At 34.0% G+C, this 20,154-nt stretch carries 15 protein-coding genes; 11 read left to right on the top strand and 4 right to left on the bottom strand.

Annotated features, from left to right (window positions below; all coding sequences use genetic code 11):
* Positions 1-103 precede the first annotated feature (103 nt).
* The 4 genes from AAGD44_RS04055 to AAGD44_RS04040 all read left to right on the top strand — a co-directional run bounded on the left by AAGD44_RS04055 (position 104) and on the right by AAGD44_RS04040 (position 4,071).
* The gene (locus AAGD44_RS04055; protein WP_341763497.1) at positions 104-1,399 is read left to right on the top strand and encodes a hypothetical protein; all 1,296 of its coding nucleotides are present in this window, start codon (positions 104-106) and stop codon (positions 1,397-1,399) included.
* A gap of 324 nt (positions 1,400-1,723) precedes the next feature.
* A complete protein-coding gene (ybeY, locus tag AAGD44_RS04050; RefSeq protein WP_341763496.1) occupies positions 1,724-2,221 on the top strand; it encodes an rRNA maturation RNase YbeY in 498 nt (165 codons plus the stop codon).
* Between the two features lie 17 nt (positions 2,222-2,238).
* Positions 2,239-3,147 carry a hemolysin family protein gene (locus AAGD44_RS04045; protein ID WP_341763495.1) on the top strand — a complete coding sequence of 303 codons (909 nt, stop codon included), beginning with the start codon at positions 2,239-2,241 and terminating at the stop codon, positions 3,145-3,147.
* Positions 3,148-3,324: 177 nt separating this feature from the next.
* Positions 3,325-4,071, top strand: a complete 747-nt coding sequence (locus AAGD44_RS04040; RefSeq protein WP_341763494.1) for a porin family protein — start codon at positions 3,325-3,327, stop codon at positions 4,069-4,071.
* Positions 4,072-4,155: 84 nt separating this feature from the next.
* Here AAGD44_RS04040 and AAGD44_RS04035 read toward each other — a convergent pair whose 3' ends face one another.
* On the bottom strand, positions 4,156-4,932 hold the full coding sequence (locus AAGD44_RS04035; protein ID WP_341763493.1) for an RNA methyltransferase: 777 nt from the start codon (positions 4,930-4,932) through the stop codon (positions 4,156-4,158).
* Positions 4,933-5,256: 324 nt separating this feature from the next.
* Here AAGD44_RS04035 and AAGD44_RS04025 point away from each other — a divergent pair, with 324 nt between their 5' ends.
* From AAGD44_RS04025 to AAGD44_RS04015, 3 genes are all read left to right on the top strand, one after another.
* Complete coding sequence (locus tag AAGD44_RS04025; RefSeq protein WP_341763491.1) at positions 5,257-6,699, top strand: D-alanyl-D-alanine carboxypeptidase family protein; 1,443 nt, start codon at positions 5,257-5,259, stop codon at positions 6,697-6,699.
* Positions 6,700-6,860: 161 nt separating this feature from the next.
* Positions 6,861-7,421, top strand: coding sequence for a VUT family protein (locus AAGD44_RS04020; RefSeq protein ID WP_341763490.1), 561 nt, complete (start codon positions 6,861-6,863; stop codon positions 7,419-7,421).
* A 17-nt stretch (positions 7,422-7,438) separates the two neighbouring features.
* Entirely contained in the window at positions 7,439-8,443 is a 1,005-nt protein-coding gene (locus AAGD44_RS04015) for a virulence protein RhuM/Fic/DOC family protein (protein ID WP_341763489.1), read from the top strand.
* Positions 8,444-8,815: 372 nt separating this feature from the next.
* On the opposite strand, the gene AAGD44_RS04010 is transcribed toward AAGD44_RS04015, so the two are convergent.
* The gene (locus tag AAGD44_RS04010; protein ID WP_341763488.1) at positions 8,816-11,077 is read right to left on the bottom strand and encodes a hypothetical protein; all 2,262 of its coding nucleotides are present in this window, start codon (positions 11,075-11,077) and stop codon (positions 8,816-8,818) included.
* Positions 11,078-11,867: 790 nt separating this feature from the next.
* Here AAGD44_RS04010 and AAGD44_RS04005 point away from each other — a divergent pair.
* From AAGD44_RS04005 to AAGD44_RS03990, 4 genes are all read left to right on the top strand, one after another.
* On the top strand, positions 11,868-13,061 hold the full coding sequence (locus AAGD44_RS04005) for an FAD-dependent oxidoreductase (RefSeq protein ID WP_341763487.1): 1,194 nt from the start codon (positions 11,868-11,870) through the stop codon (positions 13,059-13,061).
* 58 nt (positions 13,062-13,119) lie between these two features.
* Positions 13,120-13,575: a hypothetical protein gene (locus AAGD44_RS04000; RefSeq protein WP_341763486.1), complete on the top strand. Its 456-nt coding sequence runs from the start codon at positions 13,120-13,122 to the stop codon at positions 13,573-13,575.
* A 201-nt stretch (positions 13,576-13,776) separates the two neighbouring features.
* Positions 13,777-14,130: a hypothetical protein gene (locus tag AAGD44_RS03995; protein ID WP_341763485.1), complete on the top strand. Its 354-nt coding sequence runs from the start codon at positions 13,777-13,779 to the stop codon at positions 14,128-14,130.
* Between the two features lie 39 nt (positions 14,131-14,169).
* Positions 14,170-14,388 carry a palindromic element RPE1 domain-containing protein gene (locus tag AAGD44_RS03990; protein WP_341763484.1) on the top strand — a complete coding sequence of 73 codons (219 nt, stop codon included), beginning with the start codon at positions 14,170-14,172 and terminating at the stop codon, positions 14,386-14,388.
* Positions 14,389-14,509: 121 nt separating this feature from the next.
* Here the strand turns inward: AAGD44_RS03990 and AAGD44_RS03985 are convergent, their stop codons facing one another.
* Both AAGD44_RS03985 and AAGD44_RS03980 read right to left on the bottom strand, forming a co-directional pair.
* Positions 14,510-18,664 (bottom strand): ankyrin repeat domain-containing protein, encoded by a 4,155-nt coding sequence (locus AAGD44_RS03985; protein ID WP_341763483.1) that lies wholly within the window; start codon positions 18,662-18,664, stop codon positions 14,510-14,512.
* A 1,209-nt stretch (positions 18,665-19,873) separates the two neighbouring features.
* On the bottom strand, positions 19,874-20,077 hold the full coding sequence (locus AAGD44_RS03980; RefSeq protein ID WP_341763482.1) for a hypothetical protein: 204 nt from the start codon (positions 20,075-20,077) through the stop codon (positions 19,874-19,876).
* Between the last annotated feature and the right edge of the window lie 77 nt (positions 20,078-20,154).

The raw sequence follows: 20,154 nt of genomic DNA, 5'->3' as shown, positions 1-20,154 counted from the left end.
TTGTAATAAAGATATTGTATATTTTAAAAGTTTAGTATATAATACGCTTTGAAAAAAACCGTATCAACCGGTTAACAAAATAAGGTTTCAAGGAGAGGAGAAAATGAGCGGGACTAGTGGTAAGCAATTTGATAGCCAAATCTTTGCAGGTAAGGAAAGTAGTGGGTTAGACACTTCAATTGTTGATATTAATAATAATTCTATAGAGCTAGGAAGCGGCTATGACTTTTGTAATGAACGTGAATTGTCAGTAGATAGAGTCGCACTAAAGGGTGTAGATCTTCCTCTCCATAGCACTTCTCTCTCTTATTATATGTATCAGGAGGAGAATTTTAAAGGTCAAGCATTGAACTTAGAGGAAAAGTTAGTGGGTACAGATTGGAGGTTAGCGTTTAAATCTTCTGATAGTGTGGATACTAATCAATATAGCTATAAAGCCGTGGTATTTATTAACGAGCAAGCTAAAAAAGTACTTATTGCCTCAGCAGGTACAATACCCACAGATATAAGGGATTTAATTGATTGTCATCGGGTTCAACAGGGTAAGGTTCCTTATAAAATTGACGCAATCAAAGCAATGATAACGAAGACAATTGAATTAGTTGGGGGCGAAGAAGCAGCTGCAGATTTTGAGTTTAGTACTAGCGGTCATTCGCTTGGAGCCGTTAATGCACAATTAGCAGCAGCGTGTATTACAGGAAAAGGGCTGAAGCTTGGTACATGTAATACCTATGAAAATCCTGGCGCTTTAAAGGCGATAACAACAGCCTTTAAAGATGGTTTACTTACTACCACAGCAGAAAATTTCAAGGACACTATAGAAATAGTAGGAAAACATTCGGTATGTGAGAATGCTAGACCTAACCCAATTAATATGTGTAATCCGCAGCTAGGGCAAGTGAATTTAAGGCTTTATGGTAATCAAGATATTGAAGTATCGACAAGTTGGAGTTTTACTAAACATTTATATGATATAGTTGGTGCAATTATTAAACCCTGTGCTCAATATTTAGGAATATCAGCCTCTATCCAAAAACTAGACTGTCTCCGTGATCATGGTATTCAGTACTTTGAGCAGCTTAACCCATGCATTATTCCAACCGATAATTGGGCGCAGGTTGGTAACCAGTTAGTTATACCAGATTCCCCAGACTGGGACCAAATTATCTCTACTGGTAATGATGCTATAGTTTTGTCATCACAAACATTAGCTGACCACCCAACATACGAAGTAATAGGAGTAAAACCCTTTGCTTTTCAGGATTTCCTTAAAGCACCAACTCAGGTTCCAGGAGTTTTGGTTCAAAATGATGAGCATTTGGGCTGGTTTTCAACTTGTGCTCAAGAATATAATGAACAATCTCCTTTAATAGGGATGCTACCCTTATTAGTCTTATAGCCTGCGGTATTTAGCTATACTTAGCAATTACTTGCTTAAGTTTTGAATAGGAATTATATACGACTCCACTTAATCTCTTCCCATCATATTATATAGTCAATTGATGAGAAGTTGGTGACATCGTCACTCGTCGCTTGCCTATTATATATAGGCTCTACCATCGCTCCTAGCACCAAATTCTCCTGAATTGTGACTATACTAGGTTCTTATATCTTAGAAATATGTTATAAGTAGATATAAGAACCTAGTACAAAAACACGGGCATTTCTGATAAAATACAAAATAATTCCAATGCACAAATAATTATAGCCCATCATATATCCCATGAAAATTAAGGTTGAAATTATTAGAAGTTCTCAAAGTTGGCAACAATATAAGTTTATTACTAAGTCTTTTGTCAAAAAAGTTGTTGCTAATATAATCAATAGATATAATAATTTAAAAATAACGCAAGAACTTGAAATAGTGATTTTACTTACTGACGATAGTCAAATGTTGAATTTAAATCAACAATTTCGAGGTAAAGATAAAACTACTAATGTGTTATCATTTCCTGATATAGTATTAGATTTCCGGCATTTACTTGAATTTACGCCAGATTTACATTATATGTATTTAGGAGATATAGCTTTTGGATATGAAACAATTATAAAAGAAGCAATAAGTCAAAATAAGACTTTTAAAGATCATTTTACACATCTTTTAGTACATAGTATTTTGCATTTATTAGGATTTGATCATCAAAATGATGAAGAAGCAGAGATTATGGAAAAGTTAGAAGCAGAAATATTACACTGTTTTGCAATTGGTTCTCCATATTAATTATTTTAAAGAACTATATGCCGCGATCTTCGAAAAAAGAAGACTCTTCCTCCCCTTTATCTAAAATATTCATGATTAAAAATTTTTTTAAAATTTTTATTTCTTGGTGTTCTTGTTGGAAAACGGGGGATAATTTTTTTCATCTGGTTAAAAAATTAGATACTAATCGAAAAAAAATGTCGCTGGAAGAAAAAAAAATTTTTATGAATTTATTAGATTTTGGCCAAAAGACTGTAGAAGAAGTAATAATTCCTAGGTCGGATATTGAAGCTATAAAATTAACAGCAAGTTTTGAAGAATTAAGTAAAATATATAGTAATAAAGTTTTGCGTACTAGAACTTTAGTTTATAATGAAACTTTAGATAATATAGTTGGCTTTATTCATATAAAAGATTTATTTAAGCTACTTGCGGCTGGCCAACCCTTACAGTTAGCAAAAATAATTCGGAAACCTATTATTTCTACTTCTTCCATGAAATTAATAGATTTATTAGCTGAAATGCGTAAGAGTTGTGTGCAGATTTCAGTGGTAATTGATGAATACGGCGGCACTGATGGCATTGTGACTATTGAAGATATAATAGAAGAGATAGTAGGGAGAATAGATGATGAACATGATAAAAAGTCTGATAATGATAACTTTAGAATTGTCACTAAAGATACAATTATATCAAATGCCAGAGTTAAAGTAGAAGAGCTGGAATTAGCTTTGGGAGTTGAATTAAAAACCCCAGGCGATGAATTCGATACAATAGGGGGGCTAGTTTTAGCAAAAATAGGAAATGTACCGGCAATAGGGACAAAAATCAATATAAATGACCAAGTAGAATTAGAAGTAATAGATGCAAATCCGAGAAGCCTTAAGGAAGTAAAGTTAAGGTTAAACGATGGATCGGTTTTACCTAATCACTTGGGCACCTTGTAGATAAGGTGTAAAACGTAAATTATACTTATTCAAGAATTATTTAAGCTTTTCTCAATTTTAAGCTGCAATTTTTAAACTGCCCCGTATAGACGTACTTAAAATCAAAGGAGCTTTTTTATTGACCTGTAAAGTAATTGTTATATAATCTACGCTTTCTCTAGGGCATCCAGGTTAAATATGATCAAATTCCCCAATCTATTATTATTATTAAAGGTTTTTATAATATATTCTTTAATCTTTACTTCAACTTATGCCGAAAAAGGAGGAATTGAACAAAATTTTTTCTACCTAGGAGGAGAACTTGGGTTAATAGAGCCGGTAATAAAAAAATTCCGCCATAAAGAGTCTCAGAGCGACTTTATACTCAAAAAAACAAAAATGCATAATGCTAAAATTGGCTATAGTTATTATCCTCAAATGGCAATTGAATTTTCTATAACTTATCAGCCTAGTTATCGGTTACATTATATTTTACCAGAAATTCCTACCACATTAGGAGCAGCAATACCAAAAACTTCAGGCCAGACTAAAGTAGATTCAAGGATATATATGTTGAATCTTAAGTATGACTTAAATAAAGTAAAAGGATTAACCCCCTTTGTCATATTAGGAGGAGGGATAGCGCAAGTAAAAGTTCGACCTGCTTCCTCTTTTTGGTCTGAACTTAACAATACTGAGTATTTTAAGATTATAAGGCACCGGAGTAACTGCCTGGCTTGGCAAATGGGGCTAGGGTTTGCTAAGGAAATAACAAATAATTTTAGTCTCACTGCTGCTGCAAAGTTACAAGTAGCTCATTCTATAAGAATTAAATATGAGAACCTTGATATTAATAGCAGAAGTTTTGTAGCAGCTAAACCGATTAAGAAAACTATAGCGGTGGGAGAATTTGGTATAGGCTTTAATTACAAACTACCTATTTAATAGATTTCCTGCATAAGTCGATCTACTGGGTGACTTTGTTGTCAAAACGTAGCCTTCCACTCCTCATATACATTTGGGAGGTGCTTACGAGCTAAGAGTACTGATAATGCCTCTTAAAGTCTGTAGTTCAGTACTAGATAATTTATCTATACGAGTAAAAATATTCATAATATTTTGGGTCATATGTAATTTTTTTTCAGGGACTTTAAAGAAATTTTTATTACTCAACTCACTAAATAAATGATCAAAAAAATACTCTAATTCTCCTCGTGTTGCTAGTTTTTGTTCGTTTATAATATTATTGGTACTAGGAGATTGACTAGCGTGAAATAGCTCGTAGCATATAACCACTACTGCTTGTGCAATGTTCAGGGATCCAAAATTTCCAGTATTTATATTAATGATTTTGTTAGCATAAATAATTTCTTTATTGTGCAAACCACAGCTTTCTCTCCCAAACATAATGCCTACTTTAAGATTACTAGGATAATCTTGGTATAAGTTCTTTGAGGAGATATAATTTTTATTCATATTACGCGCAGTAGAGCTAGTGGCATATAGATAATCAATATCTTTTATACCACTCTCTAAATCATTATAAATTTTGGCATTATCAATGATATTAACTGCCGCTACTGCCATACTACGGGCTTGTTCGTTGGGCCACCCGTCCCGCGGTGATATAATCCTTAATTCAGAAATATTAAAATTTTTCATTGCTCTAGCAGTAGAGCCGATATTTTCCCCCATTTGAGGGGATACTAGAATTATTATAGGTGAGGCAACATTTATGGTATTAAGTTTCTCATTATGATTTACAGGAGAGACATTTTCAGGAGAAGTAATCTTATTATCAGTCATAAAATTTAGGTTCTGTGAAGGTTTCTATACGGTATATACTCTAACACATGAATCCCCCACAGTTTTGCGGCGCTAATTTAGAAGATCATTTAAGTATATCAATAATTTTAACAAAATAGAGGTTATTTTTATAACATACAATTTATTCTTTATTTTTTTGAAATAAGTATTATTGTATCTCCCATCACCTAATAGATTTCTAGCATAATTCGCTTCTGGTAGGGAATTTGTAGGAGACATGGAACGCAGGCCCGCAGCGTACTTAAGTGTACGTGAGGATTGGAGTACCGGATCGACGCACAAATTACCAGCAGAAGTAGAATTATGCAAGAAGTCTATTATGACATGCTTAAACTTAATACCTATACTATGAACAGTGCTTATAAATTACGTAGATTTTTATCAACTACACTCTTTGGCGCCTCTGAATTGTTTTTTCAGTTTATCAAGGATTTACGCACTCATATACCAGTTTACTTCCACGCCCCTACTGCGCAAAATAAAATCCAATTCTTGAGATCAAAAGAGTATCGCTCCTTTTTCCTGGGGTTAATAATATTTGTTATTTTTGAAACAAAAGCCTTTGCCTCTTTAAAAGACCCTCTAATTAAAGAGCAAAATAATAATATTATCTCGAATATTATCCGTTACCCTAACACTAGCGCAATAGAAACGAGAGCTAAACAAGTTATAATAATGGATTTTTTATCAGGCAAGATATTGCTAGAAAAAAATGCTTATGAGCGTATGATTCCTTCTTCAATGACCAAAATAATGACTTCATATTTAATTGAGGATAAAATTCAGAAAGGGGAAGTAACATTTGATAGCCAATTTGTTGTTAGTGAAAAAGCATGGAGGATGGGAGGATCGAAATCTTTTATGCCTCTTGGGGAATTAGTCAATTTAAAAGATATTTTATATGGTATAATTATTCAATCAGGTAACGATGCGTGTGTTGTAGCGGCTGAAGGGCTGGCAGGGAGCGAAGAGAATTTTGTAGATAGTATGAATAAAAAGGCCTCCGAAGTTGGAATGAACTCTACCCATTTTATGAATGCTAGCGGATGGCCTGAGGAAAACCACTATAGTACAGTATATGATATTGCTGTACTGGGACGACTTTTAATTCAGAACCATTCAGAATTTTACCCTATTTACAGTGAGAAATATTTTACTTTTGGGAAAGATCAGAAAGGAAGAGCTATCACTCAAGGAAATCGTAACCCTTTATTATACAAAGATTTAGGATGTGATGGGATAAAAACCGGTCATACTGATCAGGGAGGATTTGGCATGGTGGCCTCTTTTGTAGATAACGCTCGGCGTTATATTATGGTTATTAATGGCCTTAGTTCTATGCAAAAAAGAGCCGAGGAATCTCTAGCACTCTTGCATTGGGTAAAACAAAATTTTACTACTAAGAAAATTTATAATAAAGGGGACGAAATTGGAGAAGCAGAGGTTTGGCTAGGGGTAAGCGAGAAAGTGAAAATAATAGTAGCTGAAGATGTGTCCGCTCTTGTAACCCGCCTAGGCGCACATAAAATAGAAAGTACAACAAATTTCACCTCCCCTATTCCTGCCCCGATAAAAGCTGGGGAAGTAATAGGGAAATTAAAAGTAGTTACTAATGAAGATATCCAAGAAATAGATTTGCTTGCTAAAGATCCAGTTGAAAAAGTTGGTTTTTTAAAGCAAATATGGTGCTACTTCAATGCTGCTACTCATAAAATTCTAAATAAAATTAAAAGTATAATCTACTAATCAATGGATACTGCTCGCACCTGAAGAGGTGCTAGTTCCTTGGGGACCTCATCAAAGAGCAGCGAAGCGGTTAAAGAAATATTTGTGTTTAAAAATTATAGTTGCTATTATAGTTATCATTAAAAATCTATTAATATAGTAAATTGATTTAGGAGAAAAGCATGAGCAATATTAACAATAAGGTTTTAGCACTATTAATGAGTTTGTTATTTACCTTTACCTATTTATTAAATTTTTTTAATAAGATCGCAGAGTGTTCGCTGGTATTTGTATTTTTAGCATTAACTGCAAATATTATTACTGAATTACATACTAAAAAAAGTGCTATAATAAGTCTGATAGTAAGTATAGTTGTAAGCTTTGGGTTGTTATGGAACTTTGATTATTATATACATGGAAGAATTATTCCGATGATGACAGGAGCCTCATTTCTTTCACTTTTAGTCTCAATATATTGCAGCACAAGCGTGTTGCAATATTTAAAACCTACTTATTCTTTTAATCTCAGAAATTTTATTGGTTTAGTGGTAGGGGCGATTATAGATGGAAGTATAATGATAGGTTTCTTGATCAATCAATTTTCCTCTAGTAGGGTGATTGCAATATTTTGGGCAGAGGTTTCCTTCAAATGCTTATATTCATTAGTGATATACGGTTTATTATTCTTTGGCTCATATGTTATTAATAGTGAGAAGCGCTCCAACAATTCAATCGGAAATTAATAATATAAAACAACAATATGGCCAAAACGCAGCTCGATGCTTGTAGTCAAGCAAATCAGATAATGATATATCAGACAGATAGTGGTGATATAAAAGTTGAGGTAGCAATACATGATGAAACAGTATGGCTTACCCAACAACAGATAGCAGAACTTTTTGTTAAAGATAGAACTGTTATTACTAAACATATCAATAACATATTAGAAGAGCAGGAGCTTGATGAATCAGTATGTGCACTTTTTGCACATACTGCCTCTGACGGTAAAACCTATAATACCAAATATTATAACTTAGATATGATAATATCTGTTGGATATCGTGTGAATTCCAAACGCGGTATTCAATTTAGAAGATGGGCTTCTAAAATATTAAAAGACCAACTTATTAAAGGATATAGTATCAACCATGATAAAGTATTGAAAGATAATTTGGTGCAGCTAAAACAAACTATAGAGTTATTATCGAATAGTTTAGTTCATTATGATTTAGTTAACGAGACAGGTAAAGAACTAGTCCGACTAATTGAAGCTTATTCAAAAACCTGGGATATATTGGTTAAGTATGATAATGATAATTTAGCTATTCCAATTAATTTACAAGAAGGGGTTCAAGAATTACTTACTTATCAAGAGGCTATTCAGGCAATATTAATATTAAAAAACGAATTAGTAACGCAAGAATCAGCAGGAATCAGCGGTTTATTTGGTGCAGAAAGAGAAAATATTTTTAAAGGCATTTTAGGTAATATAGACCAAACATTTGATGGAATATCTTTATATAAGTCTGCTGAAGAAAAAGCAGCGCATCTATTATATTTTATTATTAAAGACCACCCATTTAATGATGGAAATAAAAGGATAGCAAGTTTTTTGTTTTTGCTCTATTTGAGGAAAGCAAAAATTGAAATGAAGATGATGAATGCCCATAGTATGACCTCACTGACGTTATTGATTGCAGAAAGTAATCCTATACAGAAAGAGCTAATGACTAAATTAATTATAAACTTAATAAGCGAAAAATGAATTTTATCAAAAAAAACTTGATGGGCTCAAAGCCAAGTAAGTTTTACCTGAGGTTTCCAACTTTATCCTCATAAATTTAGAACTTTTTGGCATGGGATTAAATATATCTTAATGGTACCAACTATGTTTTTGTAATTTTAAATAACAAAAATTTCCTGTTGCAAAAACATATAGTTGATACCCTCCTTTAATTTAAGGGTTAGACGAAGGGCAACTTCAAGAAGAGCTAGGAGAGTCAAAGTCGAGAAGCGCAGCGTACTATAGTACGTGAGCATCCTCGATCTTTAGGGCAAGACGACGCCAATTCTTGAAGTTCAGCGAGTATATACTGAGGAAGCGGTGATTGTCATACAGGAAGGCTAATTACTCAAATTAATGTGCACATAGCCCTATTAAATTACCGCTCCCTCCCTCATCTTGGGTAGCTTCGTAACTGTCTGAGTTATCTAAACAACTTTCTGTCGTGATAAGGTTTACCAAGGCTTGTGCTTGCTTATGCGCTAAATCTCCCCTACATAAGCTAATTATTTCTGGATGATCTTTAAAATTTTTACATCTTGTAGTAATTAATGGCTTATTACTTTCATTATTATGAGTCTGTAGTTCTTGTAAAATTATAAGGACGTTTCCAGTCTTGTTCTCAATGTATTGACGAGTAGCTCTTAATGAAAAATTTTCATTAGCAATTTTTAGCTTAATCACTTGGTCTTGACCCTTAGAATAGGCCTTAATACCTGTAATATTTTTACTATTAGCCGTAATAAACTTACAATGAGATAAAGTATCTTGCACTTTCTTATAAAAAAAATCTGTTCTGTTTTCTAATTTCGACTTTAAATCTTTTGATAAAGTAATAAAGACTTTGTGGTGTAGATTAGTACCTTGAATTTGGTATATATTACTATTAAATGGTATAAGCCCATTTTCTTCTACTTCAGTGTTACAAATTGCTTTTTTTTGAAGAAAAAATTTGTGTAACCATTCTGGTTTATATCCTAATATATTCTCTACCAAACTAGTATCAGCTTTATTGTTAATATTTTTTTTCTTAAATTCATTTAAAATACTACTAATAGCATAACATTCCAGCTCGGGATGTTGTATAGTTAATTGCTGAATTGGTTCATAGTCTTTTTCTTCTAAATTTATTTTGGCACTTTTTTGTATGAGCTTAAGAAGCAATAAATCAAATTTATTTGTGATGTTATGTGCTGTAACTTCTTCTTTCGCAGATGTTTCTTGTGTCTCTGCATTATACACTACTTTTTGGGCGTCTTGAATTTGCTCCTTGAATTCAATATATTCTATTATTAATTTTTCTTCCCTTTGGAAATCGTCTGTTTGATCAGTTTCGATTGTTTCAGAAGTAAAAGTTTTAGTGGAAGTTATTTTCTTTAAGAAAAATCTTTCTATTATCAGACAAACTTTTTGCCAATGTGTAGCAAATTTTTCTCCCCTTAACTCGGGCGATATAGAAGTGGGGATAACTTTGAGATTAGGAGGCATCGCTCCTCCACACCAACCTTTAACTATTTCACCTAAAATATTAGGGGCTTTTCCTAGATCAGCACCTTGTTCTCCCAAATACTCTAATAACTTATAATTTGTGTTACCCATTGCAAAAGACGCCGCTGTACGTGGTATACCTAAATGATTTTCTGCTACTAAGTTAACATCAGCACCAAACTCAATTAATAAACTTGCGTTTTCTTGTGCTTCCTCAAAATCTTTTGACACGCTGCATAACATTAATGTTGTCATATAGTTCAGTTTCGAAAAATCAGCTCTATACTGATCAGAATCAGGGTGAATGCGCTTTTCTTTAAATATCAAATTAGCATAGTCTTTTTTAAATGCTTTATTTGTAATATATAATAACCCGGTTGAGGGAGTAATAAAAGTCAGACCTTCCAAAGGGGTTTGAGTTCTTTCCGTATTATGCGGCTGAATCCAATAATTTTCAGCCGTGGTAGGTATTTGCAAGGTTGCTAAATTTAAGCTGAATTCTGTAATTACCTCGTCCAGATACTCTTTATTATGACTCCTACAAGCAGCCAGAAATATATTACCTTCTATTTTTTCCTTAGAGATATTTTCATCAAATTTATATTTTTTATATTTTATTAGCGCTACCTTATTAAACCTGCGCTCTATTAGTCTTACCACGTCCAGCCCGGTAGCAGGAATGGACCACCACTGCTCGATGTTTTCAAGTATCCTGTTACAATATTTAACATCACCTAATTGTAAATTTATAGCTTTATCTTGTATATAGAATAATGTTTGCGTTAACTCCACTTGTTGAGCCGCTGGCAGCCATTGCTCTGCAGAATAAGAAGCTAGATTTTTGATATCTTGTACTGTGGCTTTATGCAGTGGATTGTTTAAGATTTCATTATAATTGAGCCAGAAAAGCTTTAAATACTTAAGCTCTGCGACACTTACCTCCCGACCGCAGTTAGACGCTATCCCTATAAAGGACGTTAAATCCTCTATAAATTTTTTATTGACCAATTGTTGATCATTACCATTTTGTTTATCTGCTAAATATTTTCTGTAGGTATTACTTAATTGATTATTAAAATTATTCGCTAGGGGAATATTATGGGGATTTCTTTTACTTGCTTTACTCATATTGATAAACTGGAACCACAAAATAGTTAATATAATTTAAGGCAGATATTACTTGCTATATCTGCTTTGCGCTATTATTACGGCTTTCTAGGATGTGTGTCAATTGATAAAAATCAAATAAATAAGGATTAGGGCCCCTCCTGTTATAGTCACTTAGGTTGAATTAGATACTAGGCGCGAGGAGTGAAGCTTAGGAGATACTAGGTAAGCGACGAGCAACAACGTAGCTAGTTTAACCTAAGTGACTATAATAAGCCTCTTGCACAGCTCGCATCAAGTAGAGGGCGTGCAGCCAAACTCTATGGCCAAAGTGATTTAGTGGGTGACACGTGAACTTAAAGGGGAGGTTGCGCAGCGTATAAAGAATATAGCTTAGGTTATTATGATACATACACGATAGTACGCGGGAAGCGTAGTAGTCATGCATACTTGAAGATAAATATCCTGTACGCACCTTAATGGACTATACTATACGTGAGCACGCGAAACTTTGATAAAATGACAAAACAACTCTTGAAAGGCGAAGAGTATACAAATTACCTACTCGATGCGAATTATGCAAGAAGTCTATTGCAAAAGAGCAAAAAAAATCATATTTAAGTAGTATACTGCTCGTACCTGAAGAGTTGGTAGACTATAGAATCAACTTCAAGAAGAGCGAGGAGTGGCCCAGTCGAGCAGCGCAGCATACTATAAAGTACGGGAGCAGCCTCGATCTTTAGGGCACTACGACGCCAATTCTTGAAGTTCCTAGAGTATATATATATTTAATTAATAGGGATCTATGCAATTGAGCTTATCAAAAATATTATTTCTGTTAATGCGATCTATGGTCAAACGAAGTAGAAAAATTTTGGTTGTTATTCTATTATGGATGCCAAGTTTAATTTTAGCACAAGAGGTAGAAATTAGGAAAATTAATCCTCCAAACTTAGCATCGTCATATTTAGGACAAAAAATACTATGTTATCGCCCACTTAGGTATAAACATCCGAAGATATCTATAGAACAAAAAGAGAGAAAAATAATTGCCCATAATTATGGACATGGTGGTAGCGGCTGGACTATTGCTCCTGGAGTTACACAATATGTTAATGACTTGTTGATAAACTTTAAGGGCGTTACTCAACTACAAAAAACTACCCCTATAACAATTATTGGGGCGGGTGTGATAGGGCTGTTCACAGCTTATGACTTACAGATTAGAGGTTTTAGCAATCTTAAAATTATTGCAGAACAATTTGAAAACTTAACTTCTCATAATGCTGGAGGCTTTTTTGCGGTATCATCTATGGACGATGCTCCCGAAATACAACCCCTCATTAATGAGCTAGGGATTAATAGCTATAGATTTTACTCTTCTATTGCTAAAAAAACACATCCAGTTTTTCATGAGGGTGCTGCAATCCTACCAGCCTATTTAGCCCATAATGATATCCGCCTAACGCCTTATATCGGTAAAGTTATGCAACCACCAAAAGATGTGATTCTTGATTTTGGTAATGGCACTACTAGAGCTATGGTTGCATATGATGATGGTATTTTTATTCACACTGAAAAAATGATGAGCAATCTTCACAAATACTTAAAAAATAACAAGATTCAATTTATCCAGAAAAAAATCACCTCCTTTACTGAAATAGATGATGAATTCATTGTCAACTGTAGTGGATTGGGGGCAAGCGTCCTGAATAATGACCCGGAAATGCTTTCTGTTCAAGGACATTTGATTATGCTTAAAAAACAAAATTCTAAAGATTTACAACATATGATCTCGCTTCATTTAAGCGAAGGTACCACTGAAGCTGGACAAAAAGTAGATCGTTCATTTTATATTTTCCCAAAACATTTTGCCAATACTGGTATCAATGATATTGGAGTAATAGGCGGTACTTTTGTAAAAGGTGCAACTAATAGTACTCGCAATGAGCAAGAATTTGATATTTTATTACAAGGAGCTAAAGATTTTTATGGGATTAAGTAGTAGAACTTTATATAAATATGTAATAAAAGAGATGCAATTAATTAATATTTGAGAAGACATGCAAACAAAAATTAATAATAAAGAAATCAACTTAGCAGAAAATTACCAGGTAAAATTTTCTTGTGCCACTTTAGGGGCTGCTATTATTAATGGGAATTTTCCTATAGATAGCAGTTTTCCTATAACTCATAATTATTGTGTTAAGTACCAAGGACAATACGATGACATTTTAGCTGATCCTGTCAAAAGAGCTAAAGTATTAGATTTTTTGCAGGTAATTGATGGGCCAATACAAGATACGCAGAAAGGAACCTCTGACCAGAATGGTAATAAGATTATAATAGACAGTAAGGATAGCTGGCAAGAAATACTAGAGCAATATAATAACACAGACGTGCAATTGGCATTAGAAATAGTTAATGCTTGTGATGATGCTAGAGAAATACTTACGCCTGACCCTATAATGAAGCCATTAATGAGTAGCATAATAATAGTAGACGATCAGCTAGGATAAGTAATACCATTTCCGAAAACTAGGTTCTATGAAGTCTATATAATGAGTAGATTTACAGGCATTTTTTCTCCAAGAACCGCAGTGCACTAGGGTGTATGTGAGGTTCGAGAACGAAAATAACGACGAAATCGACTATTAGATAGAAACCTTCACAGACCCTAATAAATATGGAGTTAAATAATGAAATTGTTCAGGAAAATTATGGCATACTGCCGAAGCTTGCGCTCGACCAGTAAATACGTTAAATTAAAAGAAGAAGATTCTATATTTGAAGAAGAGGCTGTATTTGAGCAAGAAATACTAACGAAATGCAACTCAGAAAAGTCGTTATTGATACCCAAGATAAAACGGAATCAAGACAATTTGTCTGTCTCGTCAACTAAAAGTGAGGAAAGTAATTTACGACAGATGCAAATTCTATTTGGTAATCAATATGAGTTATATTCTCAAAATATTGATACTAGTAATCAATCTAATGATACTAGTGCGTACCATAATATTACTATGAAGGAATTAATAGGAAGTGCGTTCACTAACGCCTTGCCATTTCATTAACAACGCAAAAGGGGAATAAATCAAATTATAATAGACCTCTTGCATAACCTAAAGATAATTGAAGAATTTTTAGGAGAAACGAAGTCGAGTACCGCAGCGTACATAGACGTATGTGAGGAACAGAGAGGAGTTTCGACGACAAAATTACCAATTAGATTAGGTTATGCAAGAGGTCTAATGATGCTGACAACAGATATGCCTCCAAGTAGGTATATCTATAGTATTTTCTTGAAGATAAATACCCTGTACGCACCTTAATGGGCTATGCTATACTCAGCTCGGCTCAGCTTCGTGTTTCCTAAAATCCCTTAACTATTTTCGACTTATGCAGGAAGTCTAATATAAGTTTAATTGTTCTGTAAATAAGGTTGAAATATCGCTAATCCCACATGGGACCGTCCCGATCTCCTATATTCTTTACTCTCTCTTCCTCACAATCTGTATCTATTAATGGATATTCTGATACTTCGCTAGGGTTCTTTGCTTGATACATAAGTTTTTTATCTAGTACTTGTTTAATACAGTGATTTGTCAATATAGTTATCAATGGATCTAGGTTTGCAACTGCTATTTGTACAAGCGCATATAATCTTTGAAGGGAAATTAGGCTATTTTCTTCTAATAAGTTAAGAGATATAGCTGAGCCATATCCTTCATCGGATTCTGGTCCCTCCACAAATTGCTTTTGTTCCTGCTTACTTACTAACAGCTGCTGTTGGTTGCCCCTCCATTTAAGTAATATTTCAACAATTGTAAGGTCATCAGTATCCCCCATCAAATAATTCTGTCTTGCGTGAAAAAGGGCGCTCTTACCATCGTGATCTTGCCAATTAATATATTCTTTAAATTCTTTTATATCATTCTTAAAAATATTTTGCCAATTAGCCTTAAAGTGATTAACCAATAACTCAAATGCTTCGACATTACTAGCTTGCGCTGCCAATATTAAAGCTGTTTTCTCATCTTGATGTTTTACAGTAATATCAGTTTTGGAGTGAGCAAGAAATGCTTGAATAATTTCTATATTGTCCATTTGAACCGCTAATAAAAACGGTTGATCATCCTCCCTAATACTTCGTATTGTGGGCGTAGGATTAATTTGGTGAATATCTATTTCAGGAAATTTTAATAAACATTTCACAGTGTTTATATCGTGACATGATATCGCATTTACTAACAGAGATTGGCCGTGTTGATCAACATCATTAATATTAATGATGTTAGTAAAATTAATATGTAAGCCGTTCTTAACATCAGTTGAAGATGTGCATGAGTCAAACTCTAAATTACTCCTGCAAGAAGCACGCACAAGATTGATTATCTCTCTTAGATTGCGGAATTTTTCTAGCGCGTGGTATAAATTACCTGGGTTTTTGTTATATGAGTCAGTTAATCCATAATTTTCATACTCCTCCTCATTCCTTTTATCTGCTTCTTCGGGTATATCACTTACTACCCCCAATGACTGTAGGACCATAGTAGTGAAGTTTCGTTGTTCTGAGATACTTATGATATGTTCTGGTTGGTTGTCTTGCGACTCAAGCAATGCTTGAATAATTGCAGGATTATCATTCTCCCCGGTCAAATAATATTCTGTTGCGTAGAAAAGGGCGCTATTATAACTGGGATCTTGCCAATTAATATATTCTCTAAATTCTTTGATATCATTCTTAAAAATATTTTGCCAATTAGTCTTCAAGTGATTAACCAATAACTGAAATGCTTCAACATTACTAGCTTGCGCTGCTAATATTAAAGCGGTTTTATGATTTTGGTCTTTCCGTGTAATATCAGTTTTGGGGTGAGCAAGAAATGCTTGAATAATTTCTATATTGCCCATTTGAACCGCTAATAAAAACGGGTAATCATCGTCCCTAATACTTCGTATTGTGGGCGTAGGATTAATTTGGTGAATATCTATTTCGGGAAATTTTAATAAACATTTTACAGTGTTTATATCGTAACATGATATCGCATTTACTAACAAAGATTTGCCATGTTGGTCAACATCATTAATATTAATGATGTTAGTAAAATTAATGTGGAAGCCGCTCTTAACATCAGTTGAAGATGTACATGAGTCAAACTCTAAATTACTCCTGCAAGAAGCACGCACAAGATTGATTATCTCTCTTAGATTGCGGAATTTTTCTAGCACTTGGTATAAATTATCTGGGTTTTTTGTATATGATTCAGTTAAGCCATGGGGGCAATATCCCCATTCCTTTTCATCCATGATATAGTCTTTCTCTAATGTAAAGCATACTATACCCAATGCCTGGAGCACCATTATAGTAAACACTAACTGTTCTGAATCACTGATTAAGGGTGTCTGTTGAAGGTCTTTCCATTCAAGCAATACTCGAACAATTACAGTACTATCAGTAGCCCCTGTTAAATAATTCTGTCTTGCGTGAGAAAGGGCGCTCTTATCATGGTGATCTTGCCAATTAATATATTCTCTAAATTCTTTTATATCATTCTGAAAAATATTTTGCCAATGAGCCTTAAAGTGATTAACTAATACCTTAAATGCTTCGACATTACTAACTTGCGCTGCCAATATTAAAGCGGTTTCATTATCTTGTTTTTTTTGTGTAATATCAGTTTTAGGGTGAGAGAGAAATGCTCGCACAATCTCTTCCTCTCTCATGTAAACGGCTAACAAAAATGCTGACCATATATTACTAGAGGTCCGACCTACCGGAATAAAGGCAGCACCTTCATTAGGGTTTAATTCCTGATCTTGTAGTATCTCTATCACTTGCTCTTTATCGTTACTTATTACCGCCTTTATTAAGGGAGGATAGTCATTTTCGTCTGGCTGGTTAACAGAACGATTATCTAATGCCTGACTATAACGTAGCAAGGTTTGTCGTATTATCGTTGTTAGTTGTGCTGATAATAGAGGATCAATAGCATTATAATCAAAACTTTCATTCCTTGCCTGATGAGCAAGAGTAACTTTTTTTATATATATTGATGGAGCTATAAGCAGCGGCTGAGTAGCCTGTGGATTATTAGGTGGGGTCTGGAATTTAAGGGGCTCTGTTTTCGGCATTAGCTGAGGGGGAAGGTGGGGAGTAGAGTTACTATCACTAGATAGATATGTTTCGGCTGAGTAGGTATCCAATAATAAGTTTGTCTGCTGGAAGGTCGTAAGGTCATTCATCACTAGCTGCGCAGTAGGATAATCAGAGATACTATCTACGCTGCAGCTAACAATCATATCATGGGGACTAGGTAATCTATGATTAAAATCTGAATTTATATTAGGTTCTAACAATGTAAGTATGGTATTGTTGTTATTTTGGTAAATATTAGTAGCGTGATCATTAAATGATAATCTGCTATTGATATTTCTTAATATCCCTAGCTCTTTATATGACTCAAATTTATAAAGCCTATGGATACGCTGTTTGATATCTCGGTCTTTAGCTGGGGTTTTAAGTATATTAATAAGTGGAAGATAAGCTGATTGGTACAAAGATTGATATATATTATATACTTTTTCTTTGATAATTGCTGGTTTCTTTTTATATTTCCAATGTGCTGCCGTTCCATGCTGGGCCTTCTCATTCATTGCGCAAGTACGGATTTGGATCTCTATATTTTGCCTAGTGGGACCAATGATTATAGTATGTAAAGATTGATAACCATTAGATTTAGGTCTGTGAATATAATCCTGAAATTGACCCTTGACGCTTTGATAATGGGCATGCATGACCGCAAGGGCTTTATAACAATCTTCAACATTCTCTACTATAATTCTAAATGCTAAAATATCATATAATTGCCCTATATTAATATTTTTCTGTAGCATTTTTAACCAAATAGAATAAGGAGTTTTGATCCTACCGAATATTTTGGCTTGGATACCTTCAGCCTGCAAGCTATTATGAAGAGAATTAATAATTTTAGTAATTAAAGCTTTGATATCTTTGCCACAAAAGGCATATAGATGGGTTAAAATATATTCTCGAATATCTGGTTGCAATATTGTTAAACAAATTTCTTGCAGTTCAATTTTAATTGCTTCGAATCCTACTCTTGACATTAAGGGTACGTAAATTTCTATTATTTCTAAAGCAGAAATAGCGTATTTTTCAAGTGTAGGATTGACCGAAAATATACTAATATTATGTAATAAGTGAGCCAGCTTGACAAATAATACTCCTACTGCTACTTCTTGTGGCATAGAAAGTAAGAAGTCAAAAAATTTCTGTGCTTGTCTTATATTATAAGGTAAGTAATGAATTGTTGATGTTTTAAGGATTCCCTCTACTATGTTGGCTATTTCTATACCAAATTGGCTGCTAATTTGTTGGAGGGGGAGAGTAATTTTAGATAAATCTGTTGTGGAGATAGCAGTAGACAATAAGCCTGCTATTACTGTATTATTATTGGGGTAAATCGTTAAGAGGATTTCAGCAACTTCCAAAGCATATGCAGGATTTTGACCCTGAGATATAATGTAAGAGATAGCCTCCTGTAATTTAGTATCATTAAGCCTAAAAATACTGTTAGTGAGCATAAAAGTAATATTTCCTTAGGCTTCCTGCATAAGGCGAAAAAGCGCTTGGGATTTTTAGGAAAAACGAAGCCGAGCACCACAATGGACAAGGATGTACATGAGGAGCGGAAGGCCACGTTTTGACAACAAAATCACCTACTAGATCGACGCTCTCTAGAGCGACTTATGCAGGAAGCCTCTTATATTTTCGATCAAAATCTTTCACAAAGCTTTCTACTTAAAAATTTTGTTTTTAGAAAATAGAAGTAAATGAGACCAGTGAAAATAAAATTGGAGAGATCACTTTCAGCCTTAATTTGATTATGTTAAATAATTAAATATTGCTCAATAATCAAATACGCCATTCCAAGGGAATGACCTCGACTGGCAGTATGCAGCTAATGTATTTATAGTCAATTAATATAATCTAGGGACGCCGTTGTTTGTTGCTCTACCATAGTAGTTCTAGGCTCTACCCTGGCACTTAGACCCTAGTGCATCTTAATTGATTATACTTCAAGGCTTACTGCCTTTGTTTAAACAATAGGGATATATACTGCTCGTACTTCAAGAATTGGCGTGTCGTCGTGCCCTAAAGACCGAGGCTTCACGTACTTTAGTGCGCTGCTTGACTTTGAGCCTCCTGCCTCTTCTTGAAGTGGATTCTATCGTCTACCAACTTTTCAGGTACGAACAGTATATGTCTTCATTGTTAAAATTATAAGATTTTTTGTTAACATATACAATCTTTAAATTACAAAAATCTTAATTAAGTTTTAAGAAGAATATTACTAATTTAATTGACTTTTTTTGAAATTCGCATAGCACAGAGAATTTGAAGGAGCTCTATTTGACAGCTTAGTATGATGCATTTTCACTCATCCCATAACTTTGACCTATATGAAAATAAGAAGTATATGAAGGCCAATTTCTTAATCTTGACTATAGGTTCATAATGTTAACCTTCTTACTTTAAGGGCCCTTAAATAGATTATAGTAATTAACTAGGTTGCGTGAAGGTTTCTATATAATGAGAAGATTTATAGGCATTTTTGCTCACAGAACCGCAGCGTACTAAATGTACGTGAGGATTCGAGAACGAAAATAACGACTAAATCGATCATTACATAGAAATCTTCACGCAACCTAAAGACAATATTAAATATACAAGATTTGAACGTATAGGCATTACAAATCTTGACTTCTACATTCTTCAGGAAGTGTAGTTTCTTATACCTTATCGCTCACAAAGCTAGGGAAATCTGCTCCCTGGCCTATGAATTCCTGGTAGTAATCCTCATAATGAAGCTCAGGATCTTGAGAATGGCTTGCTTGATTATCCAATTCGGAAAATCGCTCATGAAATTCCAATAATGGCAAGTTCTCCTTTAATTTAATATCCTTTTGTTTGGTATAAACCTTACCGACAGCCAAGGAGCTCCCATTCCGCTGCAAAAATTGGGGAATAGATATTTATAAGAAGTTTTCGTTATTTTCTATTGATAACCACC

This window comes from Candidatus Tisiphia endosymbiont of Beris chalybata, from assembly GCF_964026555.1.
Taxonomy (GTDB): domain Bacteria; phylum Pseudomonadota; class Alphaproteobacteria; order Rickettsiales; family Rickettsiaceae; genus Tisiphia.
The sequence above is the reverse complement of the archived record's forward strand: the minus strand, read 5'-3'. Positions and strand labels throughout refer to the sequence as shown.

Coding starts and splice junctions, on each gene's coding strand:
- AAGD44_RS04045 (WP_341763495.1), top strand. CDS start 2,239: ATGCCGCGATCTTCGAAAAAAGAAGACTCTTCCTCCCCTTTATCTAAA.
- AAGD44_RS04035 (WP_341763493.1), bottom strand. CDS start 4,932: ATGACTGATAATAAGATTACTTCTCCTGAAAATGTCTCTCCTGTAAAT.
- AAGD44_RS03995 (WP_341763485.1), top strand. CDS start 13,777: ATGGCATACTGCCGAAGCTTGCGCTCGACCAGTAAATACGTTAAATTA.
- ybeY (WP_341763496.1), top strand. CDS start 1,724: ATGAAAATTAAGGTTGAAATTATTAGAAGTTCTCAAAGTTGGCAACAA.
- AAGD44_RS03985 (WP_341763483.1), bottom strand. CDS start 18,664: ATGCTCACTAACAGTATTTTTAGGCTTAATGATACTAAATTACAGGAG.
- AAGD44_RS04040 (WP_341763494.1), top strand. CDS start 3,325: ATGATCAAATTCCCCAATCTATTATTATTATTAAAGGTTTTTATAATA.
- AAGD44_RS04025 (WP_341763491.1), top strand. CDS start 5,257: ATGCAAGAAGTCTATTATGACATGCTTAAACTTAATACCTATACTATG.
- AAGD44_RS04015 (WP_341763489.1), top strand. CDS start 7,439: ATGGCCAAAACGCAGCTCGATGCTTGTAGTCAAGCAAATCAGATAATG.
- AAGD44_RS04010 (WP_341763488.1), bottom strand. CDS start 11,077: ATGAGTAAAGCAAGTAAAAGAAATCCCCATAATATTCCCCTAGCGAAT.
- AAGD44_RS04020 (WP_341763490.1), top strand. CDS start 6,861: ATGAGCAATATTAACAATAAGGTTTTAGCACTATTAATGAGTTTGTTA.
- AAGD44_RS04000 (WP_341763486.1), top strand. CDS start 13,120: ATGCAAACAAAAATTAATAATAAAGAAATCAACTTAGCAGAAAATTAC.
- AAGD44_RS04055 (WP_341763497.1), top strand. CDS start 104: ATGAGCGGGACTAGTGGTAAGCAATTTGATAGCCAAATCTTTGCAGGT.